This window comes from Gordonibacter massiliensis (ex Traore et al. 2017) (assembly GCF_019731765.1).
GTDB lineage: Bacteria > Actinomycetota > Coriobacteriia > Coriobacteriales > Eggerthellaceae > Gordonibacter > Gordonibacter massiliensis.
Genome location: NZ_JAASIO010000002.1, coordinates 99,280 through 126,061, shown reverse-complemented (window position 1 = coordinate 126,061; position 26,782 = coordinate 99,280). Strand labels below are relative to the sequence as shown.

Here is a 26,782-nt window from a genome sequence, read left to right as displayed (position 1 = left end):
GATAGTATTCCAGTATCCATATACGCGGTCTGGAATCGAGGAGCGCGCCGCCACGGCCGCGAGCTATACGAGAAAGAGCGATAAGCCACATGGGACAGAACGCCATCGTCATCAAGGGTGCCCGCGAGCACAACCTCAAGGACATCGACCTCATCATCCCGCGCGACGAGCTCGTGGTCATCACGGGCCTGTCGGGAAGCGGTAAGTCGTCGCTGGCGTTCGACACGATGTATGCCGAGGGCCAGCGCCGCTACGTGGAGAGCCTCTCCAGCTACGCCCGCATGTTCCTGGGCCAGATGAGCAAACCCGACCTCGACAGCATCGACGGCCTGTCGCCCGCGGTTTCCATCGACCAGAAGACCACGTCGAAGAACCCGCGCTCCACGGTGGGCACCACCACCGAGATATACGACTACCTGCGCCTCCTGTTCGCGCGCGTGGGCGTGCCGCACTGCCCCGAGTGCGGGCGCGTCATCAAGAAGCAGACCACCGACCAGGTGACCGACGAGATACTGGCGCTCGCGCCCGACGCGAAGGCCATCATCATGGCGCCGGTGGTGACGGGTCGCAAGGGCGAGTTCACGAAGCTGTTCGCCGACCTGCAGAAAGAGGGCTTCAGCCGCGTGCGCATCGACGGCGAGATCGTGAAGCTGGAGGCCGAGCCGCGCACGCTCAACAAGAAAATCAAGCACTTCATCGACGTGGTGGTCGACCGCGTGCAGCTGAAGGCGAGCGCCACGAGCCGCATCGCCGAGGCGGTGGAGCTGGCCTGCAAGCTGGCCGACGGGCGCGTGCTCGTGCAGGTGCTGGGCGACGACGGCGAGCCGCTGGGGGAGGGCGGCGGCCAGTCGAGCGGCGCCACGGGCGGCCTCGGGGCCGGGGAGCACCTGTTCTCGCTCGCGCTCGCGTGCCCCGAGCACGGCCACTCCATGGACGAGCTGCAGCCGCGCGACTTCTCGTTCAACGCGCCCTACGGCGCCTGCCCGGACTGCCTCGGCATCGGCAGCCGCGAGGAGGTGGACCCCTCGCTCGTGGTGCCCGACCCCTCGCTCACGCTGGCCGAAGGCGTCATCGCGCCGTTCAAGACCGGCAACTACTACCCGCAGGTGCTGCGCGCCGTGGCCAAGCACATGGGCGTGGACGAGAACACGCCGTGGGAGGACATGCCGAAGAAGGCGACCGACGCGCTGCTCTACGGCCTGGGCAAGAACAAGGTGCGCGTGGACTACGTGACCGTGGACGGCCGCGAGACGTACTGGTACATCGAATGGGAGGGCGCGCTCGCCGCCGTGCAGCGCCGCTACCAGGAGGCGCAGTCCGACAATCAGCGCGAGAAGCTGTCGGAGTACTTCGCCATCGTGCCGTGCCAGACCTGCGGCGGCAAGCGCCTCAAGCCCGAGATCCTGGCCGTGACGGTGGGCGACAAGTCCATCCACGACGTCACCGAGATGAGCGCGGCCGACTCGCTCGACTACTTCGAGGGCCTTTCCTTCAAGGGCCAGGAAGAGCACATCGCCGGGCCCATCGTGAAGGAGATCAAGGCGCGCCTGCGCTTCCTGGTGGACGTGGGCCTGGACTACCTCACGCTCGAGCGGGCCACGGCCACGCTCTCCGGCGGCGAGGCGCAGCGCATCCGCCTGGCCACCCAGATCGGCGCGGGCCTCATGGGCGTGCTCTACATCCTGGACGAGCCCTCCATCGGCCTGCACCAGCGCGACAACGAGCGGCTCATCGCCACGCTCGAGCGCCTGCGCGACTTGGGGAACACCGTCATCGTGGTCGAGCACGACGAGGACACCATCCGCAGCGCCGACTACGTCATCGACATGGGGCCGGGCGCGGGCGAGCACGGCGGCGAAGTGGTGGCGGCCGGCAAGCCCGAGGAGATCGTGAAGTTCGAAGGCTCGCTCACGGCCGACTACCTGTCCGGGAGGCGCACCATCGCGGTGCCCGAGAAGCGACGCAAGCCCCGCCGCGGTTCGCTCAAGCTCACGGGAGCGCGGGAGAACAACCTGAAGAACGTGACGCTCGAGGTGCCCTACGGCACGCTCACCGTGGTCACGGGCGTGTCGGGCTCGGGCAAGAGCTCGCTCGTCACCGACACGCTGGCGCCGGCGCTCGCGAACCGCGTGAACCGCGCGCACCGCCGCGCGGGCGCGTACAAGAAGATCACGGGGCTCGACAAGATCGACAAGGTCATCAACATCGACCAGAGCCCCATCGGCCGCACGCCGCGTTCGAACCCGGCCACCTACATCGGCCTGTGGGACGACATCCGGGCGCTGTTCGCCAGCACGCAGGAGTCGAAGGCGCGCGGCTACGGGCCGGGCCGCTTCAGCTTCAACGTGAACGGCGGTCGCTGCGAGGCGTGCAAGGGCGACGGCCAGATCAAGATCGAGATGCACTTCCTGCCCGACATCTACGTGCCGTGCGAGGTGTGCGGAGGCGCGCGCTACAACCGCGAGACGCTGCAGGTCACCTACCGCGGCAAGAACATCTCCGACGTGCTGGACATGACGGTGGAGGACGCGCTGGCGTTCTTCGAGAACATCCCCGGCATCAAGCGCAAGTTGCAGACGCTGCACGACGTGGGCTTGGGCTACATCCGCCTGGGCCAGCCCGCCACCACGCTCTCCGGCGGCGAGGCCCAGCGCGTGAAGCTGTCGAGCGAGCTGCAGCGCCGCCAGACGGGCAAGACGTTCTACATCCTGGACGAGCCCACCACCGGCCTGCACTTCGAGGACGTGCGCCAGCTGCTGGAGGTGCTGGAGCGCCTGGTGGACGCCGGGAACACGGTGCTCGTCATCGAGCACAACCTCGACGTCATCAAATGCGCCGACCGCATCATCGACCTGGGACCCGAAGGCGGCGACCGCGGCGGCACCATCGTGGCGCAGGGCACCCCCGAGGAAGTGGCCCAGGTGGAGGGCAGCTACACCGGCCAGTTCATCAAGCGCATGCTGTAAGGTTCCGCGGGCCTTCGGCTCGCCGCTCTGCGCTGCCTCCCTGCGCCCGCTTCGCGTGCTCGGGGCGTCGGGGGCTCCGCTTCGGATTTTACCGGAATCTTGCTGAATACCTTCTTTACCTGATGGCGCACTCGTGCGACAATGCCGTGCGGCCTTTTCCGGCCCATCGAAATCATACAAAGCGAAAGGGCGGGGCACGTGGCTGAAACGACGGAGGGCCGGCATCTGGCGCGCGGCATCGTATGCGCGTTGGCGGGCGGGGTGTGCTGGGGCTTCTCGGGCACGTGCGCGCAGCTGCTCATGCACGACTACGGCGCTCCGGCCGAGTGGATCACCTGCGTGCGCATGGTCATCGCCGCCGCGTTCTTCCTGTTCCTCACCGCGGTCAAGGACTGGCGCGATCTCGTGGCCGTGTTCCGCGACCGCCGCTCCCTCCTCCAGATCGCGCTGTTCGCCGTGTTCGGCGTGCTGCTCACCCAGATGAGCTATCTGAACGCCATCAAGTACACGAGCGCCGGCGTGGGCACCACCATCGAGCAGATCGGGCTCGTGCTCATCATGCTCTACGTGTGCGTGCGCGGCAAGCGCCTGCCGCGCCTGCGCGAGGCCCTGGGCTTGGCGTGCGCGCTCGGCGGCATGGTGCTCATCGCGACGCAGGGGGAGCTCGACCAGCTGGCCATCCCGCCCGAGGGCCTGGGGTGGGGGCTCGTGTCGGCCGTGGCGCTGGCGTTCTACACGCTCATGCCCGTGCGCGTGCTCAAGAAGTGGGGCGCCATGCTGGTCACGGGGCTCGCCATGCTGTTCGGCGGCTCGGCGGCCTCGCTGGTCGTGCAGCCGTGGGCGATCCCGGTGCAGCTCACGGGCGGGGCGCTCGCGGCGCTGGTGGCCATCGTGCTGGTGGGCACGCTCGGCGCCTACATGCTCTACCTGCAGGGCGTCGCCGACGCCGGCCCGGTGAAGGCGAGCCTTCTGTGCTGCGTCGAGCCGGTGTCGGCCATGGTGCTGGCGCTGTTCTGGCTGCATACGCCCGTGTCGATGTGGGATATCGCGGGCTGCGGCCTCATCGTGGTCATGATCTTCCTCGTCACCGAGCGCGAGAAGCGCCCGCAGGCGGCGGAGGGGGTGGCCCCCGCGCCGGCCGCCGCCTTCGATGACCCGCCGCTGTTCGCCGGGCGCGCGTCGGTGCTGGGATACTACACCAGCCGCCCGGCCCGCCGCGAGGACTTCGACCGGGTGTCCGCGCTGCTCGACGCGGGGCACGAGACGTTCGCCGCGCTCGGCATCGACGAAGGGCGCAAGAAGTACCCCTCGGCGCGCCGCCTCATGCACAGCATCAAGAACGGCACCACGCACGTGGTGGAGGACGCGCACGGCCGCATGATAGCCGTGTTCGCCGTGTCGTTCTCGCCCGACAAGAACTACGCGGGCGGGGCGGGCGCCGCCTGGCTCACCGATTCCGACGCCGAGCCCCAGCCCTACGCCGAGCTGCACTGGGTGTCGGTGGCGCCCGAGGCGCGCCGGAGGGGCGTGGGCATGTTCATCCTGGAGACGGCCGACCGCATCGCGCGCGCCGGCGGCCGCCAGAGCATCCGCGCCGACGTCTACGAGCGCAACGTGCCCATCCAGAAGCTGCTCGAGAAGCACGGCTACGCGCCGTGCGGCACCATATCCATGAAGGACGTGTTCGGGCGGCGCAAGGTGCGCGCCGCCTACGAGCGCATGCTCTAGGCGCGTCGCGCGCATCGCTCGCGCGCTGTTTTGCGCACTCGCTCAAAAACACGGTAAAAGACTCGTCAAAGCCCTTTACCGGGGTGGGCTTCCGTGCGACAATGCGCTGATGGACCGCAACGGGAACGCGAGTTCCCGCGAGAAGAGGAAAGGGGGAGCCATGGTCGGCCAGACGGCGGTCGCGCAAGCGGCACCACGGAAGAGCCATGTGGCGCGCGGCATTGTGTTCGCGGCGCTCGGCGGCATCTGCTGGGGTTTCTCGGGCACGTGCGCCCAGCTCATGACGAGCGAGCTCGGCGTGCCGGTGACCTGGATCACCTGCGTGCGCCTGCTCTTGGGCGCCCTCATCTTCCTCGTCGCCTGCCTGTTCAAGAACTGGCGCAGCCTGCGCGCCGTGCTGCGCGACAAGCGCTCGCTTCTGCGCATCGCGGCCTTCTCGATGTTCGGCGTGCTGCTCACCCAGATAAGCTACCTGTCGTCCATCTCGTACACCAACGCCGGCACCGGCACGGTCCTCGAACGCCTGGGCCTCGTGGTCATCATGTTCATCGTGTGCGTGCGCGTGCGCCGCTGGCCGAAGCCGCGCGAGCTGTTCGGCCTCGTGTTCGCGCTCGGCGGCACGTTCCTCATCGCCACGAAGGGCAACATCGGGGCGCTGGCCATACCGGCCGAGGGGCTCATGTGGGGCGTCGTGTCGGCCTTCGCGCTGGCGGCCTACACGCTCATTCCCGGCAAGGCGCTGGCGAAGTGGGGCAGCTTCATCGTCACGGGTCTGGCCATGCTGCTGGGCGGCACGGTGGCCACCGTGTTCATACAGCCGTGGAACATCCCCGTGCACGTCACGCCCGACCTCGTGGGCGTCATGGCGGCCATGGTGCTCATCGGCACGTTCGCCGCATACCTGTTCTACCTGCAGGGCATCACCGACGCCGGCCCCGTGCGCGCCGGCCTCGTGGGCTGCGTGGAGCCCGTGTCGGCCACCGTCATCTCGGCCGTGTGGCTGGGGACGCCCGTCACGCCCGTCGACGTGGTGGGCATCGCCATGATCGTGGTCATGGTGCTGCTCGTGACGCAGCGCGAGGAGGCGCCGGCGAAAGGCGAGGGGGGTCTGGACGGCTCTCCCGACGACCTGCCCCCCTTCGAGGGGCGCGCCTCCCTTTTGGGCTACTACCGCGTGCGGCCCGCCGTGCACGACGACTTCGTCCGCTTCCAGCAGGTCTTGGAGGACGGTCACGAGGCGCTCGACGAGCTCGGCATCGAGGAGAAGGGCGCTAAGAAGTACCCTTCGGAGCGCCGCGTCATGCGCGCCATCGACTGGGGAACGGCCTACGTGGTCACGATCCCCGAACGGGGCGGTTCCGAAGACGAGGACGCCGAGGGGGAGCGCATCATCGGCGTGTTCGCCGTCGATCCGCGCGGCGACGCGGCCTACGCCCGCTCCTCGGGCGCGCACTGGCTCACCGAATCGCCCGACCCGCCGGGGGGCGAGGCCTCCTACGCGGCGCTGCACTGGGTGTGCGTGGCGTCCGAGGCGCGGCGACGCGGTGTGGGCATGTTCATTCTGGGCGAGGCCGAGCGCATCGCGAAGGCGGCGGGCAAGCGCAGCCTCCGATGCGACGTGTACGAGGGCAACGGCCCCATGCGCGCGCTGCTCGTCGAGTACGGCTTCTCGCCGTGCGGGTCCATCGTCCTCGGCGACCGCCTGGGCCGCGAGAGACGCCGCGACGTGTTCGAGCGCATATGGTGACGCCGGCGCGAACCGCCGGCCGCCGGGCCGCTTGACGATCTTCGAACTGCCTGCGGCGGCCTTCGGCCGCCGCCTTTTCCCGAACGACCCTTTTCGAGAAGAAAGCGAACACCTCCGTGCAATTCCGCCTAACCCGCGCGTCGGATATCGACCGCATCATGGACATCCTCGCCGACGGCCGCCGGGCCCTCGCCTCGCTCGGCATCGACCAATGGCAAGGGGGCTACCCCCATCGCGACGCCATCGAGCGGGATATGGCGTGCGGCTGCTCCTACGTGGTGGTCGACGAGGGCGGCTCCGTCGTGGCCACGGCCATGGTGGGCTTCGCCGGCGAGCGCGACTACGACCTCATCGACCGGGGCTCTTGGCTCACGGAATCGCGTTCGGGCGAGCCGTGCTACGGCGTGGTCCACCGCGTGGCGGTGTCGGCGGCGTGCAAGGGACGCGGCGCCGCGTCCCTTCTGCTGGAGAACGCCGAGCGCCTGACGCGCGAGCGGGGATGCGAGAGCGTGCGCATCGACACGCACCCCGGCAACCTGCCCATGCGCCGCCTCCTGGAGAAGCGGGGCTATGCGGAGTGCGGCACCATCTACATCGCCCACGCCGGGGAGGCCACGCCCGACCGCATCGCCTACGAGAAGCTCGTGTAGGAAGGGCGCGGCTGTCGAAATTCTGTCGGTTGCCTGTTGCGGCGACCGGCGCGCCGCGAGACGCTATAATGATGGGCACTATGTCGGTGAAATCTCGCGAGAAAATAGCGCTTGTCGTGTTCTTGGGCCTGATCGTCCTGAGCTTGTGCGGTTTGGGGTGGTACCTGTTGGCCGGCCATTCCTGGAACGTGGCGGCCTCGAACCTCGACGACACGTTCGGCAGCATGGACGGCTACACGGCCATCGTGTACCCCGGCACCGCCGTCGAGGCGGAGGCCGAGGCAAGCGCCGACGGCGGGAAGCCGTCCGCGAAGGGCGCTTCGAAGGAGGCTGCGGACGCAGCCGGGACGAGCGGTTCCGCGGATGCGGTCGACTTCCAGGACGATGCCGCCTCGACCGATGCCGCGACGGGAAGCGGTGCCGCGCAGGAACCCCGCGCCGACGACGGGAAGCCCGCATCCGACGAACCCGCATCCGAAGCGGGCGCCGACGCCGCCGCGGCCGGGTCGGTCGGGGATGGGCCCGCAGCCGGCGCGGCGACCTCCTCGGGCGTCGCCGGATCGACCGACGGCTCGCTCGCTCCCAAGAAGAAGGCGCTCAGCGTCGCCGAGGCCAAGGAGGGGTACGAGGACAAGGGGGCCACGGTCTTCTCGCTCGACACCGTCAACCTCGGCGCGTACAGCGAGGGCGTCATCCTCAAGAAAGGCGGTCACCGCTTCGGCGTGTTCAGCATCGGCGCGCCCACGTCCAGCATCGTGCTGGAGAAGCAGATAGCCTACTTCAAGCGCTACAAAGTCGATTTCATCGTGCTCGTCACGCCCGACAAGGAGTACGCCGAAGGGGTGGCCGGCATCGACATCGTCGTGTCGACGCAGGACGAGGGCCTGTTCGTCATGGGCGAGACCATCGACGGCACGTTCTACGTGGACGCCCCGGCCGTGGGCTCGGTGGGCGCCATCCTCATCTCGCCCAGCAACGTCGTGTCGGCGAAGGTGCTGCAGGCGGCCTAGCGGTTGCGCAACCTCGTGCGGCGACCTACGTTCCCCCTTTTTCCTCCATCGTCGGCTCGTTTTCCGCATCGGCCCTGACCGGGGGGGGGGGGGTCTATGTTACAATAATGCTTTCATTGATGTTATATGCAAGAAGGGGCGGCTTAGGGGCTGTATGGGCGCATCTCGAAAAACGGCACGGTTCTCGTTTCGGCGCATGGCCGCGTGCGGCGTCGTCCTCGCCCTGCTGTTCCTGCTGGTCGTCAGCGCCACGGCGGTGGCCATGGCCGTGCGCGACATGAAGCACGAGGCCGACTTGTCCCTTGCCGCTGCGCAGCCCCGCATCGAGTCGCGCATCACCGGCACGTTCAATTTGCTGGAGTCGCTGGCCGAGCAGCCCACCTTGTACGACCCCTCCGTGCCCATTATGGACAAGGTCAACATGATCGACCAGGTCAACGAGCATTTCGGATACTACCTGATCTGCTACGTCGACATGAACATCGACGTGTGGGACGCCACGGGGCCCGCCAGCCTGGCCAGCCGCGACTACATGCAGCAGGTCTACTCCACCGGCGAGCGCACGTCACCGACAGCTTCGCTGCCGGAGCCGACGGCTCCACGCTCAACTACACCGTGGTCGTGCCGCTGCGCGACGAGCAGGGCGCCATGACGGGCACGCTGTTCGCGGCCGTGTACTTCGACGAGATCGTCGACATGCTGAACGACGGCCTGGCGAACTCCTACGTCGACTCGGTGCTCATCGGCAGCAAGGGCCAGGTCATGTCGGCGACGAGCGGCTACGTGTACGACGACTTCTTCCTCGACCCCATCCGGCAGAACATCGCGTTCGACATGTCGGCCGACGTGATAGAGGCGGAGCTGCTGTCGATGAATCCCGTGAGCTTCTGGACCGTGGACGGGCTGGACGTGCGCTATTACGCCGCGGCGCCCATCGCCGACACCAAATGGGACGCGGTGTGCGTCGTCGGCTTCTGGGACTCCTACGCGAAGATCATGGCGAACCTGCTGCCGATGATCGTCGTCGGCCTCGTCATCCTCGCCGGCGGATTCCTGCTCATGTACCGCAACTTCCTGCATCAGATGAATTCCGCGCGCATGCTCGAGAAGTCGGTGGAGGAGCTGCAGAAGAAGGTGTACAGCGACGAACGACCCGCCGGCGCCGAGATCGAGGACATCCTCGAGCTGACCTCGTCGGGCCTGTCCGACGGCCTCACGGGCACCGTCACGCGCTCCGTGTTCTCCAGCAGGTTGGAGAACGTGCTGGAGAATGCCGACGACGAGGAGATCTACGCGCTGTGCTTCGTGGACCTCGACGACTTCAAGGCCATCAACGACACGCACGGCCATGCGACCGGCGACATCGCGCTCAAGAGCATCGGGTACCTGCTGCGCGAGTACGAGCGGCGCTACGAGGGCTTGGTGGGCCGGTACGGCGGCGACGAGTTCGTGCTGCTCATGACCGACTTCGACGACGAAAACGAGCTGCGGGACGTTCTGGAGGACCTGACGGCGGGCCTGCAGGTCGACGTCCAGTCGGGCGATTCGGTGTTCTCGGTGGGCTGCAGCGTCGGCGTGTCGGTGTGGGACCACCGCGTGGGGGCCGACGAGCTCATGGAGCAGGCAGACCAGGCGCTGTACGGCGTCAAGCAGCGCGGGAAGCACGGGTACGGCGTGTACCAGGACGGCGGGAAGAAGTGAGGCGCCCGAGCGCGCGCACCGTTTTTGCCGTCGCGGCGCTTTCCCTGGTCGTGTGCGTGCTGTCGGCCTCGATGGCGATGTTCGTCCATAGCGGGATCTACGATTTCCGGCGGAGCGAGGCGGAAAGCGTGCTCTCGCTCTACCAGCAGACCATGACGCTGAAGCTGCGGGGCGACCTGAGCGAGGTGGGCGATCTGGCCGTGAAGCTGGAGGCCGATCCGGACGACGAGGCCTGGCTCGCCAAGGCGTCCTCCGAACTGCTCGCGCGCGACGAGGTGGCCTACGTCGCCTACGTGCAGGGCGAGACGATGCGCGCCGCGTATCCCGAAGACGCGTTCGGCGACATGGTGGGCCGGAGCATCAACGAGTTCTCCTACCTTTACACGCTCGCGAAGGTCACCAACGGTTTCGTCGTGGAGGGGCCGATCGAGCTCGCGAACGGGGAGAGCGCGTTTTTGTTCGTGCAGCCGATCGACATCGACGGCGCTTACTACGGCGAGGCCGTGATGGCCTTGAAGGCCGACTACGTCATCGGGCAGTTGGATTTCGCCTCCTTGGAGGACGCCGGCTACCGCTACGAGCTCTGGGCGGTCAGCCCGCAGGACGGCAGCAAGGACGTCATCGCCGCATCCGAGGGCGAGCGCGATTTCTCCAACGCGGTGAAGATGTCCTTCAACATGCCGACGCTCTGGACCCTGTCCATCATGCCGGCGAACGGGTGGGTTCCCTCCAACTGGACGGCCGCCCTCGCGGTCGGCTTTTCGGCGCTGTCCCTGTTGGCGATCGGGGTTATCGTGGCCGCCTCGCGGCTGCGGCGCATGCGCCGCCAGCTCGAGGAGGAGCGTCGCCTCGACCCCGAGACGGGACTGCTCACCTACGGCGGGTTCGTGGAGCGGCTGGGCAAAGAGGCTTCGCAGGGCCAGGAGCCGCAGCCTTTGACGCTGGTCTGCCTCATGGTCGACGACTTCGAGCGCACCGCGCTCTCGCTGGGTTGGGACGCGCGCCGCCGCTACCTGCAGGAGGTGGGCGACGAGATCGCCCATGTGGTCGAGGGCGACTACTTCGCCGCGCGGGTGAGCGGGGCCGGATGCTTCGTCATCGCCCTGCGCGAGCGCGTGGAGAAGCGCGCGCTCGGCGATCTCATGCGCGGGTTGGAGCTCGCGCTGCTGTGGAAGGCGCGCATCGACGGCAAGAAGGTGTTCTGCCGGGTCCGCTCGGCCGCCGTGCGCTATCCCGAGGACGGCGCCGATCCGGCCGCGCTCGTCGAGCGCATGGTGTCGCTGCTCGAACGCGACAGGCCCGAGGGCTTCGAGCGGAAGCGCCGCGGCTGACGGGCGGGCGGCGCGACGGCGGGATCTTTTCCTCCCGCCTTGGCGAACGGGCGGTTGTCAACGGCCATGCAATGAAAAGCGGCTCCGTCGATGACGGAGCCGCTTGTTTTTCCGCTGCGCGTTGCGAGAAGCGGAAACCTACACGATACCCTGCGCCATCATGGCGTCGGCGAGCTTCTTGAAGCCCGCGATGTTCGCGCCCATGACGTAGTTGCCCTCGTGGCCGAACTCCTTGGCCGCGTCGTCGGCCGCATGGTAGATGTTCTTCATGATGCCCTGCAGCTTCTCGTCCACTTCCTCGAACGTCCAGGAGAGGCGCTCGGAGTTCTGCGACATCTCCAGGCCGGAGGTGGCCACGCCGCCGGCGTTCGCCGCCTTGCCGGGGCAGAACACCACGCCGTTGTCCATGAGGTAGTCGGTGGCGTCCATCGTGGTGGGCATGTTCGCGCCCTCGGCCACGATCTTCACGCCGTTCTCGACGAGCGCCTTCGCGTCGTCGATGAGCAGCTCGTTCTGCGTGGCGCACGGCAGCGCGATGTCCACGGGCACGCTCCACACGCCGCGGCCCTCGTGATACTCCACGCCCTCCTTGCGCTTGGCGTACTCGGAGATGCGGGCGCGCTCCACTTCCTTGATCTGCTTCACCAGGGCCACGTCGATGCCCGCCGGGTCGTGGATCCAGCCGGTGGAGTCGGACAGCGTGACCACCTTCGCGCCCAGCTGCTGGGCCTTCTCCGTAGCGTAGATGGCCACGTTGCCGGAGCCGGACACGGCCACGGTCTTGCCTTCGAAGGAGTCGTCGTGGCAGGTCAGGTACTCCTGCACGAAGTAGATGAGGCCGTAGCCCGTGGCCTCGGTGCGCGCGAGCGAGCCGCCGTAGGAAAGCCCCTTGCCGGTGAGCACGCCCTCCCACACGTTCTTGATGCGCTTGTACTGGCCGAACATGAAGCCCACCTCGCGCGCGCCCGTGCCGATGTCGCCGGCCGGCACGTCGGTGTCGGCGCCGATGTGGCGCTGCAGCTCGGTCATGAAGCTCTGGCAGAAGCGCATGACCTCCATGTCGGACTTGCCCTTGGGATCGAAGTCGCAGCCGCCCTTGCCGCCGCCCATGGGCAGGGTGGTCAGGCTGTTCTTGAAGATCTGCTCGAAGCCCAGGAACTTGATGATGCCCAGGTTCACCGACGGGTGCAGGCGCAGGCCGCCCTTGTAGGGCCCGAGGCAGCTGTTGAACTGCACGCGGTAGCCGCGGTTGACGTGCACGTTGCCCTCGTCGTCAACCCAGGGCACGCGGAACATGACCACGCGCTCGGGCTCGACGATGCGCTCGAGCAGCCCCGCCTTCTCGTAGGCCGGGTTGGACTCGATGACGGGCTCGAGGGATTTGAGCACCTCGGTGACGGCTTGGATGAACTCGGGCTGGTCGGCATCCTTGGCCTTCACCTGTTCGATGACGCGATCGACGTAACTCATCTTCGTGGGACCTCCTTCGGGGAATTTGCACATGGGCTTATTATAGGGTGCGAAACATCGCGGTAATGATTATTTAAACGTTTTGAAACAAACGGGCCGGTGGAGGGGGCGTCGGGAGGAGCGGCGGCCGAGGCCGCGCCGAGGAGGGTCGCGCCTTCGCCGGATGCTCGGCTTCGAGCGGCCCCTGCGGCGTGTGCGGAAAAGATGCGAGCGGCGGGAACCGTTTGGAAAGGAGGGCCAGCGCGCGGGGCGATAGGGTAGAATCGAGGGGACACGGGAGAAGGAGACCAGCGAGCATGAACGACATCAAGTGCCCCCATTGCGGAACGGTGTTCCAAATCGACGAGGCCGGCTTCGCCGCCATCGTGAAGCAGGTGCGCGACAGCGAGTTCGACAAGGAGATCCGCCGCCATGCGGATCTGCTCGAGACGGAGAAGCGGCAGGCCGTGGAGCTCGCCGTCGCCCAGGCCCTGGAGACGGCCCAGGGAACCGTGACGGAGAAGGAGGCGCGCATCGCCGAGCTGACCGCCCGTTTGGAGGCCGCCCTCGGCGAGCAGGAGAGCAGGACGCGCGTCGCGCAAGCCGAGTTCGAGCGCACGCTGACCGAGACGGTGTCCCAGAAGGAGGCGCGCATCGCCGAGCTGGAGGCCGGGATCGAAGCGGAGCGGCGCGAGCGCGAAAGCCAGGCGCGCGTCGCCCAGGCCGAGCTCGATCGGGCCTTGGCCGACGCCGCCGCGGCCAAGGACGCGCGCATCGCCGAGCTCGAGCAGCGCATCGCCGCGCAGGGTAGCGCCTTCGAGACGGAGAAGCAGCTGGCCGTGGAGCAGGCGCGCTCGGCCGTGGAGCGCGAGCGCGACGCGCTGGCGGCCCAGGTGGCCCTCAAGGAGGCCGAGAAGAGCCAGTGCGAGAGCGCCCTCAAAGAGCAGCTGGCCATCGAGCTCAAGGCGAAAGACGACATCATCGCCTACAAGGACGGCGAGATCGAGCGCTACAAGGACATGAAGGCGCGCCTGTCCACCAAGATGGTGGGCGAGTCGCTCGAACAGCACTGCGAGACCGAGTTCAACAAGATCCGCGCCACGGCGTTCCCCCATGCCTACTTCGAGAAGGACAACGACGCCTCGGAAGGCTCGAAGGGCGACTTCGTGTTCCGCGAGTGCGACGACGAGGGCAACGAGATCGTGTCCGTCATGTTCGAGATGAAGAACGAGTCCGACGAGTCGACGCACCGGCACAAGAACGAGGACTTCTTCAAGAAGCTCGACGCCGACCGCACGAAGAAGGGCTGCGAGTACGCGGTGCTGGTCACGCTGCTCGAACCGGAGAGCGAGCTGTACAACCAGGGCATCGTTGACGTGTCGTACCGCTACGAGAAGATGTACGTCGTCCGGCCGCAGTTCTTCCTACCCATCATATCCGTCCTGCGCAACGCGGCGCTGAACTCGATGACGTACAAGGCCGAGCTCGCGGCCGTGCGCAACCAGAACATCGACATCACCCGCTTCGAAGAGCAGATGGAGTCCTTCAAATCCGGCTTCGCGCGCAACTACGATTTGGCCAGCCGCAAGTTCCAGACGGCCATCGACGAGATCGACAAGACCATCACCCACCTGCAGAAGACGAAGGACGCCCTGTTGTCCTCCGAGAACAACCTGCGCCTGGCGAACAACAAGGCCCAGGACCTCACCATCAAGCGCCTGACCCGGAACAACCCCACTATGAAAGCCGCCTTCGAGGAATTGGGGCGGTCGCAGGATGAGTCGTAGCGCCGGGGAACACGACGGGTCGAAGCGCTCGGGAGCAGAGCATTGAAAGCCCCGTCCGACCCGCGTTGCGGCGTCGGCGGCTTCCTTTGCCGCCCCGATGCGGCAAACGACGACCTCGAAGCACGAAATTCACCGCTGTGAAGCTCCAGGGCGGCGATTTCCCCGGCTGCGGCCATAGCTCTTTGAGAAAAGACCTGCTCAGGGAAAAGGGAAGCCCGAAAGAATGCCCGAGGTTCGCGCTTGGAGCGGCCGAAGAGCTTCAGAGCGGTGAATTTCGCGTCTTTCGAGGGCGTTTTCGTGCACCGGGGCTTTCTGCGCGCTCCTTCGCCTGCTCGCATCCTTGGGATCGCGTCTTCGGCGACGCGTCCGTTTCTCTTGGTGCTTGCGTGGAACGAGCATGCACAAAATCGTGAAAATATGCTAGTATATTTTCACGATTGAAAGGAGGCGTATGGCAACTCCCGCTGAGCTTTTGGACAACATGGTGCCGGTTTCGGCTTTCAGCCGCGGCAAAGCCGCGCAGGCGTTCTCGTCCGCTTCGAGCTCGACACCCGTTATCGTGCTGAAGAACAACGTCCCGTACCGCATAATCACCACGCCAGACGAGTACGCGTATCTGTCCGAGGTCGAGGCGGACATGGTGCTGATGGCCGAGGCGATCGCTCGCCTGACGGGCAATCAGGGAGGGGACTCCCTCTCCGCCGAGCAGGTGTACGCGGAGCTGGGCGTCGCGCCCGAAGACGTCGCCGATGCCGACGACGTGGAGCTTGCATGACGTGGGAGCTTCTCTTCCTGCCCGAAGCCCGGGACGATCTTCGCGGTCTTGACGGAGCGCAGCGCGTTCGCGTGGCGAAGGCTCTTGCGAAAGTTCAGGCGAACCCGCTGCCTTCCACCGAAGGAGGCTATGGGAAGCCTTTGGGCAACAAACGCCTGTCGCAGCTGAGCGGTCTCATGAAAATCAAGCTGAAGGCGGACGGCATTCGGATCGTGTACCAGCTGATGCGCACCGAACGCTCCATGCGCGTCGTCGTTATCGGAGTACGCTCCGACAACGAGGTGTACCGCGAAGCCCAGAAGCGGCGGGAGTCGCACGGGCTGTAGGGCGCTTCCGGTGCCTACCCCTCCTCCCGCAGCGCCTCGTCCACCAGGCGCTGGAGGTTCGCGACGAAGCGCTCGCGGTCGTCGTCCTCGAAGACGGCGGGGCCGCGCGTCCGGCCTCCCTGGCGGCGCACCTTCTTCTCCTCGTGGCGTATGTGCAGGTCCAGGTCGATGGTGGCCAGCGTGTACACGCGCCCGCGCACGCCGATGGCCCGCGCGCCGCGGCCGAGGGCCATGGCGGCCAGGCCGATGTCCTGCGTGACCACGATGTCGCCGGGCTCGAGCTCCTGCACGATGGCGAAGTCGGCGGCGTCGGCGCCCACGCCCACGGCCAGCGTGTCCGCCCAGAACCCGTCCACCGGCTCGCGCGGATCGCCGCGCCGGATGTGGCGCGCCAGGTTCTGCGTGGAATTGCCCGCGATGACCACGGGAACCCTGCTCTTGCGCGCGACGGCGAGCGCCTCGGCGGTGACCGGGCACGCGTCCGCGTCGATGTAGATGGTGGGCGGCATGGCGGATCGTCCTTCCGTGCGGTTTCGAAGGCGGGGGCTCCCTCGATTATACGGCGCGCGGGCGGCATCGCGGCGAATTCTAGAGGCTTTGTGCGGCTTGTGCGCCAACTTGGTTATCAAAATGTGCGTAGTTCGTGATCGCTACGGCACGCACATATTCTACGACTATTTTGAACCCGCCCAGACGGCAGGGAAGGCTTGGGCGAAGGTTCGAAGAGACAGGCGGAGAAACATGGCGGGCGAGAACGAATTGCTGGCGGTGGTCGAACGATGGGCCTTGGATCGTCCGGATGCGCCGGCGTATCGATCGGGCGACGGGGCGGCGATGACGTACGGGGAGCTGTGGAAGCTGTCGGACGCCATCGCCGCGACCTTGGCCGACCGAACGGCGGATCGCGACCCGGTGGTGGTGCTCGGGCACAAGTCGGCGCTCATGGCGGCGGGCTTCCTCGGTTGCCTGAAAAGCGGGCATGCCTTCGTGCCGGTGGACGTGGAGATGCCGGCTGCGCGGTTGGCGGACATAATCGGCCAGTTGGGCGAGCCCCTGCTGCTGGCGGCGGAAGAGGTGCCCGGCGCGCTGCGCGCGATCGTGCCCGTGGAGCGCGCGATCGACCTGCGCGCCCTGGTCGAGGCGCGGCGCCCGGTTGCCGCGCTCCCGCCCGACCGCTCGTGCTGGGTGTCGGGCGAGGAGACCCAGTACGTCATCTTCACGTCGGGCTCCACGGGACGCCCCAAGGGCATCGAGGTGAGCGCCGACAACGTCGCGCGCTTCGCGGAGTGGGTGCGCACGTTTCCCGTCGTCGCGGACGGCGGTTGCGTGTTCCTCGACCAGCCGCCGTACTCGTTCGACCTGTCCGAGTACGAGGTGGCGGGAGCCTTGGCCACGGGCGGCTGCCTGTACGCCGTCCCCCGCGAGAAGGCGGAGGACGCGCGCGCCCTGTTCGCCGATTTGCGCGCGTCGAAAGTGGAGGTGTGGGTGTCCACGCCGTCCTTCGCCGATCTCTGCCTGGCGGACAAGGCGTTCGACCAGGACCTTCTGCCCAATGTGCGCCTGTTCTTGTTCTGCGGCGAGGCTCTGCGCCACGGCACGGCCGCGGCCCTCGCGCAACGCTTCCCGCGCGCCCGCATCGCGAACACCTACGGGCCCACGGAGTCGACGGTGGCCGTCACGTACGGCGAGATCGGCGCGACGGAGTTGGCCGATCCCGCCCCGCTTCCGGTGGGCCGGCCGCGCCCGGGCACCGAGATACGCATCGTGGATCGGGAGACGGGCGAACCGTGCGCGACGGGCCGAACGGGCGAGATCGTCATAGCGGGCGACACGGTGGCGAAGGGCTATTTCCGCAATCCCGAGAAGACCGCCGCGGTGTTCTTCGAAACGCGCCTGTCCGACGGTCGGCCGGTGCGCGCCTACCGCACGGGCGACGCGGGGCGCCTCGACGCGGCGGGAGTGCTGCACTGCGAAGGCCGTTTCGACACGCTCGTGAAGGTGAACGGGTTCCGCATCGAGCTCGAGGACGTCGAAGAGAACATCGGCGCGCTGCCCTCCGTGAAGCAGGCGGCCGTCGTGCCCGTCGTGCGTCGCGGCCGCGTGTCGCACCTGAAGGCGTGCGTCGTGCTCGAGCCCCGCGCGCGCGACGAGTTCGAGGCGCGGCAGGCCATCAAGCGCGGTCTTGCCGATCGCGTGCCTTCCTATATGGTCCCGCGCACGGTGAAGCTGCTCGACGAGCTGCCGCTCACCTGCAACGGCAAGGTGGACCGCAGGGCCCTCGCCGAGGCGTAGGGGCGGGGCGCCGTGTCGTTCTACGTCGATCCGAGCTTCTTCATGCTGCTGGCCGCGGCCGTTGCGGGCGCGGCCTTCCTCGGCCTGCGCGAAAGGCCGCTCAAGCGCTACGGCCTGGTCGCGTCGGCCGCGTTTTTGGCGTGCCTGTTCTGCAAGGACCTGCCCGGGCTCGCCGTGGCGGCGGGCTTCACGGTAGCGGCGACGTTGGCTACGAGATGGCTTCTGGCCAGGCCCTCGTCGAACGCGCGCTTCTACGCGTCCGTCGGCGTCGTGCTCGTTCCGCTCCTTTCCGCCAAGGTGGGCGCGGTCTTCGACCAGAACCTGCTCGGGTTCGCGGGCGTTTCCTACGTCACGTTCAAGGCTCTGCAGGTGCTGTTCGAGGTGCACGACGGCATCGTCGGGAAGATGGGCGTTTTCGACTACCTGTACTTCCTGCTGTTCTTCCCGGTGTTCACGTCCGGACCCATCGACCGCTCGCGCCGCTTTCTGGAAGATGCGGAGGCGGTGCGTCCGCGCGACGAGTACGCAGGGCTGCTGGCGCGCGGCATTCTCCTGCTGCTTGCGGGCGCCGTCTACACCTTCGTGGTGGCCGTGTGGCTGCACCGGTTCTACGCGCCCTCAGCGTGGGGTTCGGGGCCGTTCGTCGCGGAGCTGGGCGGGCAGGTCCAGACGGCGTACGTGTACGGGCTGTACCTGTTCTTCGACTTCGCGGGATACAGCCTCATGGCCATGGGCGCCAGCTACTGCTTCGGCATCCGCACGCCCCGCAACTTCCGCGCGCCGTTCGCGTCGGTCGACATCAAGGACTTCTGGAACCGGTGGAACATCACGCTGTCGTTCTGGCTGCGCGACTTCGTGTTCATGCGGCTTTCGCGCCTGGCGCTTCGGCACCGTTGGTTCAAAAGCCGCTTGACCACGGCGTGCTTGGGCTTCGTGTTCGACATGGCGCTCATGGGCGCCTGGCACGGCCTGACGGCGGACTACCTGCTGTACGGCCTGTACCACGGCCTGCTTCTGGCGGGCACGGAGGCGTTCCAGAAGAAGTCGAGGTTCTACCGGGCCCACAAGAAGAGCCCCCTGTTCAGGGCGGCGTCCTGGTTCGTCACCCTGCAGCTGGTGATGTTCGGGTTCGCCCTGTTCTCGGGGCAGGTTACGATGCTCGTGAAAGGAGCGTTCCATGGCTGAGATCACGCACGAGGAGCTCGAGGGGCGGATGCTCGACATCCTGGAGGATATATGCGAGGACGACGAGGTGCGCGTCCGTCGCGACGAGGACCTGTTCGCGCTGGGCCTTCTGGACTCGATGGGCGCCATCGAGCTTCTGGTGACCATCGAGGAGGAGTTCGGCGTGTCCATCGCCCCCACCGAGGTGGAGCGCGACGAGATGAACACGGCGAACCTCATCGTCCACCAGGTGGAGATCCGCCTGTAGGCGGAGGAGCGCCCTATGGCTTCGAGTCCTTCGGCATCCGCATCGAACGAGCCCGCCGCATGCGGCGCGCGCGACGGCAAGCGAGGCCGCCTGCTGTTGCGCGGCGTGCTGGCGGGCCTGTTGGCGGTCGTGCTCGCGTTCGCGGGCGCGGACGCGTTCCTCTTGCCGCGCCCGACCGACCACGATCCGGCGCGGCTCTACGACTACGTCTACTCGGGCGTGAAGTCCGAGAGCACCGCGTTCACGCTGTCCGCCATGAGCGACGACGGCTACCTGGCGTTCGGGTCGTCCGAGTTCTACATCTCGAAGGACAAGGTGCCCCAGTGCCCCCAGGCGGTGTTCGGTGAGAACGCGTGCGGCGTCGATCTCACCTACATCGGGGAGGCCTACGACCAGAGCCTGTGGCAGGCCGTCGCGGCCGGGGCCTATGGAAGCGAGGTCAAGAACAAGAAGGCCCTGATCGTGGTGTCGCCGCAGTGGTTCTTCAAGGGCAACGGCGCCCAGGACAAGTTCGCCTCCAAGTTCTCCTACCCCCTGTACCGGCAGTTCGTGGCGAACCCCCGGGTGTCCGACGAGACGAAGGCCTACGTGCGCTCTCGCGTGGAGGCGCTCGGCGCGGACGCCGCGCACGTGGCCGCCGCCAACCGCGACTCGGTGCCGGACGCCGCCAACGACGCGGCGTTCTCCTTCGCGGAGGACCTGCGCGTCCGCAGCCGGCTGCCGCAGGTGATCGCGCAGTCGCCGCTCAAGAGCGCCGTCCGGTCGTCCGGCGAGCCCACGGGAGAGCCCGACTGGGAGGCGCTGCTGGCGCAGGCCGACGCGTCGGGGGACGCCGCCTGCACCACGAACCCCTACGGGGTCTACGACGCGTACTGGCAGAAGAACTCCCACTACGACGCGGAGCGCGGGCAGGACTTCGCGCACGCCGACGAGGAGTACGCCGACCTCGCGTGCTTCTTGGACGTGTGCCGCGAGACGGGCATCGAGCCGCTCGTGGTCATCCTGCCGATGCACGGCGCCTGGTACGACCGCGAGGGCGTCGACGCCGGCACGCGGAGCGTGTTCTACGAGCGCGTCCGTTCGATCTGCGACGATGTGGGCGCGGCCTACGCCGACTTCTCCAGCTGCGAGTACGAGAAGTACTTCCTGTGCGACACCGTGCATCCCGGCTGGCGCGGCTGGGTGCGCATCGAGCGGGCCTTCTACGACTTCGTCCACGGCCGCGACGACGCGTTTCTGGGCGGCGGCGCGTTCGGTTCGGCCGAGGGGCTCGAGGCGGCTGGCGATGCGGGCGCGTCTTTGGTCGGCGTGGCGGAAGGGGGCGCGTGATGGAGCGGTTCCGTGCGGCGGTCGACGGCGCGCGGCGCGCGGTCGAGACGCGCCCGGCTCTGGCGGCCGCGCTCGCGTTCGGCGCGGCGGCGGGCCTTGCGGCGCTGCTCGCGTGGTTCGTTTTGTTCTCGGGCCTGAGCGGGCCCGTTCAATTCGTGTACAGCAATTTCTAGGGCAAGGCGGCGATTCGTGCGGAAACGGGGAACGAAACGGGAGAGCGGCGGGCCGGCGGCCCTTGCCGCGGCATGGTGCGCCGCGCTGGCGTTGGCTCTTGCATGCCTGGGGGTTCCGGGATGCGCGCCGGAGCCCGAACCGGAGCCGGATGCCGCCGCTTCCGCGTCGGACGCCGAAGGCGACGGCGCGCCCGAAGGCGATCCGAGCGGTTTGGGCGACGTGGGGGACGTGGCGCCTCCCGAAGGGCAGGAGCCGGAAGGCGCCGCACTTGCCGCGCGCATCGACGCGTACCTGGATCGGAACTTTCCCGCCACGGGCGTGCCCGGCGTCGCCGTCGCCGTGGTCGACGGCCAAGACGTCCGCTACCTTCGCACGCTGGGGGACGTTCCCGGCCCGGACGCCCCGTTCGTCATCGGCTCGCTGAGCAAGTCCTTCACCGCCCTCGCGGTCATGCAGCTCGTCGAGGAGGGCGCGATCGACCTCGACGCTCCGGCGTCGGCCTACGCGCCCGCCTACGACGTGCCCGCCGCCGTGACGGTGCGCGATCTGCTCAACCAGACGAGCGGGTTCGGGTACTACGAATCGCTTGCCGACGCGCGCGCAGGTGACGCGTTCGGGAAGTTCTCCTACGCGAACGCGAACTACGACTTGCTCGGACGCATCGTCGAGGCCGTGTCGGGGCAAAGTTACGCCGACTATCTGGACGGCCGGGTGCTCGGCCCCTTGGGCATGGCGACGTCGAGCGCGGATCCTGCCCGGGCCGCGGCGTTCGGCATGGCGCCGGGGCATCGCGCCTGGTTCGGCGTTCCCGTGGCGGACGGCTTCGTGCACGGTTCGAGCGACGAGACATGGGGCGCGGCTCCGTCGGGCTACGTGGCGTCCAGCGTCGAGGACATGGCGCGCTACCTGCAGATGTACCTGAACGGCGGCGTGGGTGCGAACGGGGCGCGCGTGCTGTCGCCCGAGGGCGTGGCGAGCATGTTCCTCGACCGCGTGCCCGACCCCGAAGGCGACACGTACTACGGCATGGGGTGGACGTCGTTTTGCTGGGACGACGGCGAGCTCGTGCTGTCGCACGACGGCCAGGTGGAGAACTACGTGGCCAGCATGTGCCTGCTGCCCGAGCGCGACCTGGGCGTGGTGGTGCTGGGGGACGCGAGCGACCACGCGGGGGGAGACGGCCTGTTCTTCGACATGGCGAGCGGCGTGGTGGCGGCGGCGGTGGGCGCGGACCCCGAGCCGGTGGACGCCGCCTGGGTGTGGCGGGCGCACCAGCGCGACGACGTGCTGTACCTGAGCGTTTCGCTGGCCTGCGCCCTGCCGCTCGTCACGCTTCCGCGGTGGGCCGCGCGCAGGGGGGACGGGTCGGCATCGCGCTCCTTTGGCGGGCGGGGGAGGAGCGCGCGCGTCGTGCGCGCCGTTCTGCTGCACGTCGTCGCGCCTCTGGGCCTGCTCGCGCTGCCGTTCGCTTGGGGCGTTCCCTGGCGCGACCTGCTCGCGTTCGCTCCCGACGTGTCGGCCGTGCTTTTGGTTTGCGCGGCGCTGCTCGTCGTCGCAGGGGTTGCGAAACTGATGCTCGTCGCCAAAGGCTCGCGCGACGACGGCCCTCGCAACGGTCCCGCTGTGAAAAACACGCATGCGGTATAAAAACATCCGTACGTTTTTGATATACTGCACGCATGGAACAGATGATCGATAGTGCAAAGAACGCTCGACCCGGCGATGACGGGAGCGGCGAGCCGCGCCTGAACGCCGCGCAGCGCGAGGCCGTCACGGCCACCGAGGGCTACGTGCGCGTGATCGCCGGCGCGGGCACGGGCAAGACGCGGGCGCTCGCGCACCGCTTCGCCTACCTGGTGAACGACCTGGGCATCATGCCCGGCAACATCCTGTGCGCCACGTTCACGAACAAGGCGGCGAACGAGATGAGGCGGCGCATCCGGCGCCTCACGGGCGACAACGACACCGGCTACATCAACACGTTCCACGGCTTCTGCGTGTCGGTGCTGCAGGAGGATTCCCACGCCCTCCAGTACCCGAAGAGCTTCCTCGTGCTGGACAACGCCGACATCGACGCCATGCTGCAGACCATCTACGAGGAGCGCGGGCTCACGCTGCGGGACATGACGTTCTCCAAGGCCCGCGACATGATCGAGATCATGAAGCTGAAGGAGCGCCCGGGCTACTACCGCGACATGCTGGCCATGCCGCTCGAGGGCCTGCGTCAGAAGTACCTCGAAGCGACGGACGCCCGCGACATCATCTTCTACGGCTACCTCTACCAGGAGAAGAAGTGCTTCGGGCTGGACTACAACGACCTCATCGTGTTCGTGCTGTACCTCTTCGAGCAGAACCCCGACATACGGTTGAAGTGGCAGAAGCGGCTCGAGTACGTCATGGTGGACGAGTTCCAGGACATCGACGGCCTGCAGCACGAGCTCATGGAGGTGCTGGCCGGCTACCACAAGAACCTGTTCGTGGTGGGCGACCCCGACCAGACCATCTACACCTGGCGCGGCGCCGACGTGCGCTACCTGCTGGACTTCGACAAGCGGTTCCCCGGCACGCGCACCGTCATGATGCTGGAGAACTACCGCTCGGCCCCGCGCGTGGTGGCCGTGGCCAACTCGCTGATCGAGAAGAACCGCGAGCGCGTGCCCAAGCGGCTGGTCGCCATGCGCGCGGTCCACGGCCCCACGGTGTGGCACCACGCCAAGAGCTCGGACGACGAGGCCGTGTGGATCGCCCAGGGCGCCCTCGCGCTGCACGGCGAGGGCGTGGCGTACCGCGACATGGCGGTGCTCTACCGCGCCCATTACGCGTCGCGGCCCGTGGAAGAGGCGCTGCTGCGCGCGGAGGTGCCGCACGCGGTGTGCAGCGGCGTGCCGTTCTTCGGCCGCCGCGAGATCAAGGACGCGCTTGCGTATTTGCGCCTCGTCGCCTACCAGGACGACCTCGACTTCGCGCGCGTGGCGAACGCGCCCAAGCGCAACCTGGGCGCCCGGCGCATGGCGTTTTTGCGCGAGAAGGCCGACGAGCTGGGATGCAGCCTGTTCGAGGCGCTCGAGCGCTTCGTTGACGACGAGCTGTTCAAGCGCACGAAGGCGCGCCAGCTGCTGCAGCTGGTCGACCGCTTCCGCTCGTCGTACGAGGGCCGGCCGGTGTCCGAGGTCCTGGCGGCCGTGCTGTCGGAAAGCGGCTACGAGCGCGCGCTGCGCACCGAGGGCAGCCAGGAGCGGCTCGACAACCTGGCCGAGTTGAAGCAGTCCGTCTACGAGTTCGAGACGACGTGCGGCGAGGAGGTGACGCTCGAGCACTACCTGGCGCACACGGCCCTGCTCACGAACGCCGACGCCATGGACGACGCGCAGGACAAGGTGCGGCTCATGACCGTCCATGCGGCCAAGGGCCTCGAATTCGCGCACGTGTTCCTCTGCTCGATGAGCGAGGGCGTGCTCCCGTCGCGCAAGACCAGCACGCCGCAGGGCATGGAGGAGGAGCGGCGGCTGGCGTTCGTGGCCATGACGCGGGCGCGCGACGGGCTGTACCTCACCGAGGCGGAAGGGTGCGGCCACGAGGGCGCGCCGCGCTACCCGTCGCGCTTCCTGCTGGACATCGACCCGGCGGCGCTCGAGTTCTCGAACAAGCCCGTCGACCGCGAGCTCGACGACGCCCGCGCCGCCTACGCGCTCGCCGACCGCTGGATCGCCGACCTCGTTCGCGACGCGCGCTTCGCGGCAGGCGATCGCGTGGTGCATGCGGTGTTCGGCGCGGGGCGCGTGGAGGCCGTGGACGCCGAGAAGCGCGCCTACGAGGTGGCGTTCGACGATCTGGACACGCCGCGCACCATCTCGTTCAAGGCCAAGCTCGACGACGCCTGAACGCCGCCCGCTTCGAGGCGCCGTTTGCTATACTGGATTCCCGGATCACGTTTCAAACGGATTGGGAGCAGGCCCATGACTGCAGGCAACTCTCGATTTTCCCTCTCAGCCGGATCGCGAGTCCGGCGACGTCTCGCTGCTGCGCAACGTCGTCCTTTCGTGCGCCCTGGCAGGTGCCCCGTCGTCTTTGGAAAAGAGCTGATGAACATGATTTCTGCTTGCGAAGGTTCGCTTCACGCGTTACTCGGAGCCGCGAAGCGGGCGGTGCCGTTTGCGGCGCTGCTCCTTCTGGCCTCGCTTACCGCGGGCTGCTCGGCCCCTGCGCAGACGGAAGCTCCCGTCGCGGCGGCTCCGCCGATAGGGGCGACCGCCCAGCCGTTCGTGCCCGACGCAGGCGTTGCGTTCGAAACGCCGTACTACATGATCGACCTGCCCGAGTCGTGGGCGGGGACGACCACGTTCAGCTACTCCAACGATTACACCATGCCGGACCCCGGGCTGGGCTTGGGCTATTCGACGGGCGTGCTGTCCAACGATACGGGGATGGCGCTGTTCAGCGTCACGTGCTTCACCGACGCCTGGGGCCCGCAGGGAACGTTCTACGCGACGAGCGCCGGATCGACGCCGTTGCTCGAGGGCAATTACGTGAGCGTGTACAGCGCGATGTTCGACCCGCAGCACAGTCGGCTTTCCGACCATACCGAGGAGTACGCCTCGTACGTGTCGGTGAAGCGAGGGGCGGTCGCCGATGCCGAGCGGGCGCTCGAGTTGCCGTACTACTCGTTCGATCTAACCGCGCCGGAAGCCGCGAACTGGCAATTCTCGTACGACGGCACGCATCGGATCGAGGGGGACGAGGGCGTGGGCTACGCTTTGAACGTGAGCGACCGGACGACGGGCGAGCCCCTGTTCTATGTGGTGTGCGCCACCGAAGGGTTCGGCCCGAACGCGGAAGACGAGCGGGCCGTCGCCGTGGGCTCTCCCTCGACATGGTCGAAAGCGCAGGTGTACGTCGCCCAACAGCGCTTCGACGCCGACGGCGAAGCTCCGCTCCTCGACTTGGAAGCCTGCGCTCGGTACGTCGCCGTGAAATAATGTCGCCGTCGAAAGATGATTTGCTCAAAGCGTTCGCGCTCGTCTCTCTATCGGCACCTTTAGCCCTAGCATCATTTTCATTATTTCGTACATTATAGAAACAAATGTACGTGTAATATGCTATACTGCCTATAGTCTTTTAGAACTGGTTGGTGTCGCCTAACCCTTGATGGGGGACAGCCGCAAAGAAGTGGAAAGCGGTTGTCTATTTGCGGGGAAGGCATGCAATCGGCCATTCACGGAAGCCGCTTCCTTCTTTACAAACGGAGGGTATTAGGATATAACCTAAGGAGGCGGTATGTTTGATCCGGATCAATGGGAGCTTCAAAGCGTACCTTCCTGTTCATGCCTGTACGCACTGGTGCCGAAGGGTGCTGGTAGAACGTTTTTGCAGAGATTCGCAGAAAAAAGGCAGAACAGGGAGGCGGCGTTGTGCCTTTTCAAAGCGTTGCGAAGAATCGACAGGGACGGAATCGGACGCAGTCTTGCAATCGGTCTGATAAGAAGGCTCAGGGGCCCTGTCGTCGAAGTGAAGGTTTTCGGAACGGTGATAAGAGGCATCGCATACCAGAAATCAGGGCAGAACGCGCTTGTGCTTCTCTCCGTCGAAAAGACCCATCAGGGTTCGGGGAACATGCATGCGCTCATCGACGAGGCTGAACGAAAAGCAGCACTAGTCGAAGCTTTGCTAGCCGCTCGGGAAGAAGGTTGAAAGATGGTCAGGGATTACGAAGCCGAGAAGCTGTTCGGCGTCGAGCTCGAGGAAACCCCCCAAACGCTCGCTTACAGCGTTGCGGGCGAGTTCAGCAGCGCCGTCATGGATGAGGCGGCTCGACAGGGATTGACGTTGGCGGAGCTCGCCAGGCGCATGGGCATCAAGCAGCCGACGTTGTGCGGCATGCTGCGTGGCGAGTCGAACATGACGGTGAAGACCATGGCGCGAATGGCCCTTGCCCTTGACTGCGGCCTCGAGGCTCCTCGGCTGGTCGGTTCGGGGAAGGGGCCGGGTTGCGCTGTGTCCTCAAAGGTCGTTGCCTTTGATTCGCCTGCCACTGGCAAAGCTCCCCGCGCGACAACCTCCCGAGCTTTGCGGGCGTAAGGGGCACCGC

Annotated in this window: 23 protein-coding genes; 21 read left to right on the top strand and 2 right to left on the bottom strand. The window is 67.2% G+C overall.

The genetic code is table 11. The features are described from left to right. Window positions 1–89 precede the first annotated feature (89 nt). From uvrA to HCH03_RS04405, 8 genes are all read left to right on the top strand, one after another. A complete protein-coding gene (gene uvrA, locus HCH03_RS04435; protein WP_221688527.1) occupies window positions 90–2,966 on the top strand; it encodes an excinuclease ABC subunit UvrA in 2,877 nt (958 codons plus the stop codon). Between the two features lie 141 nt (window positions 2,967–3,107). Beyond that, window positions 3,108–4,694 (top strand): GNAT family N-acetyltransferase, encoded by a 1,587-nt coding sequence (locus HCH03_RS04430; protein ID WP_221688526.1) that lies wholly within the window; start codon window positions 3,108–3,110, stop codon window positions 4,692–4,694. A gap of 160 nt (window positions 4,695–4,854) precedes the next feature. Beyond that, window positions 4,855–6,441, top strand: a complete 1,587-nt coding sequence (locus tag HCH03_RS04425; protein ID WP_221688525.1) for a GNAT family N-acetyltransferase — start codon at window positions 4,855–4,857, stop codon at window positions 6,439–6,441. Between the two features lie 116 nt (window positions 6,442–6,557). Then, window positions 6,558–7,091 (top strand): GNAT family N-acetyltransferase, encoded by a 534-nt coding sequence (locus tag HCH03_RS04420; protein ID WP_080142938.1) that lies wholly within the window; start codon window positions 6,558–6,560, stop codon window positions 7,089–7,091. 80 nt (window positions 7,092–7,171) lie between these two features. Then, window positions 7,172–8,101, top strand: a complete 930-nt coding sequence (locus HCH03_RS04415) for an alcohol dehydrogenase (RefSeq protein ID WP_221688524.1) — start codon at window positions 7,172–7,174, stop codon at window positions 8,099–8,101. Window positions 8,102–8,255: 154 nt separating this feature from the next. Beyond that, window positions 8,256–8,753, top strand: coding sequence for a hypothetical protein (locus HCH03_RS16305; RefSeq protein WP_246599649.1), 498 nt, complete (start codon window positions 8,256–8,258; stop codon window positions 8,751–8,753). After that, window positions 8,750–9,802 (top strand): GGDEF domain-containing protein, encoded by a 1,053-nt coding sequence (locus tag HCH03_RS04410; protein WP_246599647.1) that lies wholly within the window; start codon window positions 8,750–8,752, stop codon window positions 9,800–9,802. Before HCH03_RS16305 ends, HCH03_RS04410 begins: the two co-directional genes overlap by 4 nt. Then, window positions 9,799–11,133: a diguanylate cyclase domain-containing protein gene (locus HCH03_RS04405; protein ID WP_368042419.1), complete on the top strand. Its 1,335-nt coding sequence runs from the start codon at window positions 9,799–9,801 to the stop codon at window positions 11,131–11,133. The genes HCH03_RS04410 and HCH03_RS04405 overlap by 4 nt, the downstream gene beginning before the upstream one ends. 138 nt (window positions 11,134–11,271) lie before the next feature. On the opposite strand, the gene gdhA is transcribed toward HCH03_RS04405, so the two are convergent. Continuing rightward, window positions 11,272–12,603, bottom strand: a complete 1,332-nt coding sequence (gene gdhA / locus HCH03_RS04400) for an NADP-specific glutamate dehydrogenase (protein WP_185905429.1) — start codon at window positions 12,601–12,603, stop codon at window positions 11,272–11,274. A gap of 296 nt (window positions 12,604–12,899) precedes the next feature. Here gdhA and HCH03_RS04395 point away from each other — a divergent pair, with 296 nt between their 5' ends. The 3 genes from HCH03_RS04395 to HCH03_RS04385 all read left to right on the top strand — a co-directional run bounded on the left by HCH03_RS04395 (window position 12,900) and on the right by HCH03_RS04385 (window position 15,470). Further along, on the top strand, window positions 12,900–14,369 hold the full coding sequence (locus HCH03_RS04395; protein ID WP_221688523.1) for a DUF2130 domain-containing protein: 1,470 nt from the start codon (window positions 12,900–12,902) through the stop codon (window positions 14,367–14,369). 451 nt (window positions 14,370–14,820) lie between these two features. Beyond that, window positions 14,821–15,144, top strand: a complete 324-nt coding sequence (locus HCH03_RS04390) for an antitoxin PHD (RefSeq protein ID WP_221688522.1) — start codon at window positions 14,821–14,823, stop codon at window positions 15,142–15,144. Then, on the top strand, window positions 15,141–15,470 hold the full coding sequence (locus HCH03_RS04385; protein WP_221688521.1) for a type II toxin-antitoxin system RelE family toxin: 330 nt from the start codon (window positions 15,141–15,143) through the stop codon (window positions 15,468–15,470). Before HCH03_RS04390 ends, HCH03_RS04385 begins: the two co-directional genes overlap by 4 nt. 14 nt (window positions 15,471–15,484) lie before the next feature. Here HCH03_RS04385 and HCH03_RS04380 read toward each other — a convergent pair whose 3' ends face one another. Then, a complete protein-coding gene (locus HCH03_RS04380) occupies window positions 15,485–15,979 on the bottom strand; it encodes a YaiI/YqxD family protein (RefSeq protein WP_221688520.1) in 495 nt (164 codons plus the stop codon). Between the two features lie 232 nt (window positions 15,980–16,211). On the opposite strand from HCH03_RS04380, the gene dltA reads away from it, so the two are divergent. The 10 genes from dltA (at window position 16,212) to HCH03_RS04330 (ending at window position 26,772) form a co-directional block, all read left to right on the top strand. After that, window positions 16,212–17,762, top strand: coding sequence for a D-alanine--poly(phosphoribitol) ligase subunit DltA (gene dltA / locus HCH03_RS04375; RefSeq protein ID WP_221688519.1), 1,551 nt, complete (start codon window positions 16,212–16,214; stop codon window positions 17,760–17,762). Between the two features lie 12 nt (window positions 17,763–17,774). Continuing rightward, window positions 17,775–18,947 (top strand): D-alanyl-lipoteichoic acid biosynthesis protein DltB, encoded by a 1,173-nt coding sequence (gene dltB / locus HCH03_RS04370; protein WP_221688518.1) that lies wholly within the window; start codon window positions 17,775–17,777, stop codon window positions 18,945–18,947. Beyond that, window positions 18,940–19,194 carry a D-alanine--poly(phosphoribitol) ligase subunit DltC gene (gene dltC / locus HCH03_RS04365; protein WP_080142949.1) on the top strand — a complete coding sequence of 85 codons (255 nt, stop codon included), beginning with the start codon at window positions 18,940–18,942 and terminating at the stop codon, window positions 19,192–19,194. The genes dltB and dltC overlap by 8 nt, the downstream gene beginning before the upstream one ends. A gap of 15 nt (window positions 19,195–19,209) precedes the next feature. After that, window positions 19,210–20,523: a D-alanyl-lipoteichoic acid biosynthesis protein DltD gene (gene dltD, locus HCH03_RS04360; RefSeq protein ID WP_221688517.1), complete on the top strand. Its 1,314-nt coding sequence runs from the start codon at window positions 19,210–19,212 to the stop codon at window positions 20,521–20,523. Continuing rightward, window positions 20,523–20,696: a hypothetical protein gene (locus tag HCH03_RS04355; RefSeq protein ID WP_185905420.1), complete on the top strand. Its 174-nt coding sequence runs from the start codon at window positions 20,523–20,525 to the stop codon at window positions 20,694–20,696. The genes dltD and HCH03_RS04355 overlap by 1 nt, the downstream gene beginning before the upstream one ends. Before the next feature lie 16 nt (window positions 20,697–20,712). Continuing rightward, on the top strand, window positions 20,713–22,344 hold the full coding sequence (locus HCH03_RS04350) for a serine hydrolase domain-containing protein (RefSeq protein ID WP_221688516.1): 1,632 nt from the start codon (window positions 20,713–20,715) through the stop codon (window positions 22,342–22,344). A 41-nt stretch (window positions 22,345–22,385) separates the two neighbouring features. Next, window positions 22,386–24,578, top strand: a complete 2,193-nt coding sequence (locus HCH03_RS04345; protein ID WP_246599646.1) for an ATP-dependent helicase — start codon at window positions 22,386–22,388, stop codon at window positions 24,576–24,578. A gap of 207 nt (window positions 24,579–24,785) precedes the next feature. After that, on the top strand, window positions 24,786–25,673 hold the full coding sequence (locus tag HCH03_RS04340; RefSeq protein WP_221688514.1) for a hypothetical protein: 888 nt from the start codon (window positions 24,786–24,788) through the stop codon (window positions 25,671–25,673). 298 nt (window positions 25,674–25,971) lie between these two features. Then, the gene (locus HCH03_RS04335) at window positions 25,972–26,385 is read left to right on the top strand and encodes a hypothetical protein (RefSeq protein ID WP_185905415.1); all 414 of its coding nucleotides are present in this window, start codon (window positions 25,972–25,974) and stop codon (window positions 26,383–26,385) included. Between the two features lie 3 nt (window positions 26,386–26,388). Beyond that, window positions 26,389–26,772, top strand: coding sequence for a helix-turn-helix domain-containing protein (locus HCH03_RS04330; protein WP_221688513.1), 384 nt, complete (start codon window positions 26,389–26,391; stop codon window positions 26,770–26,772). The last annotated feature ends 10 nt before the right edge of the window (window positions 26,773–26,782 follow it).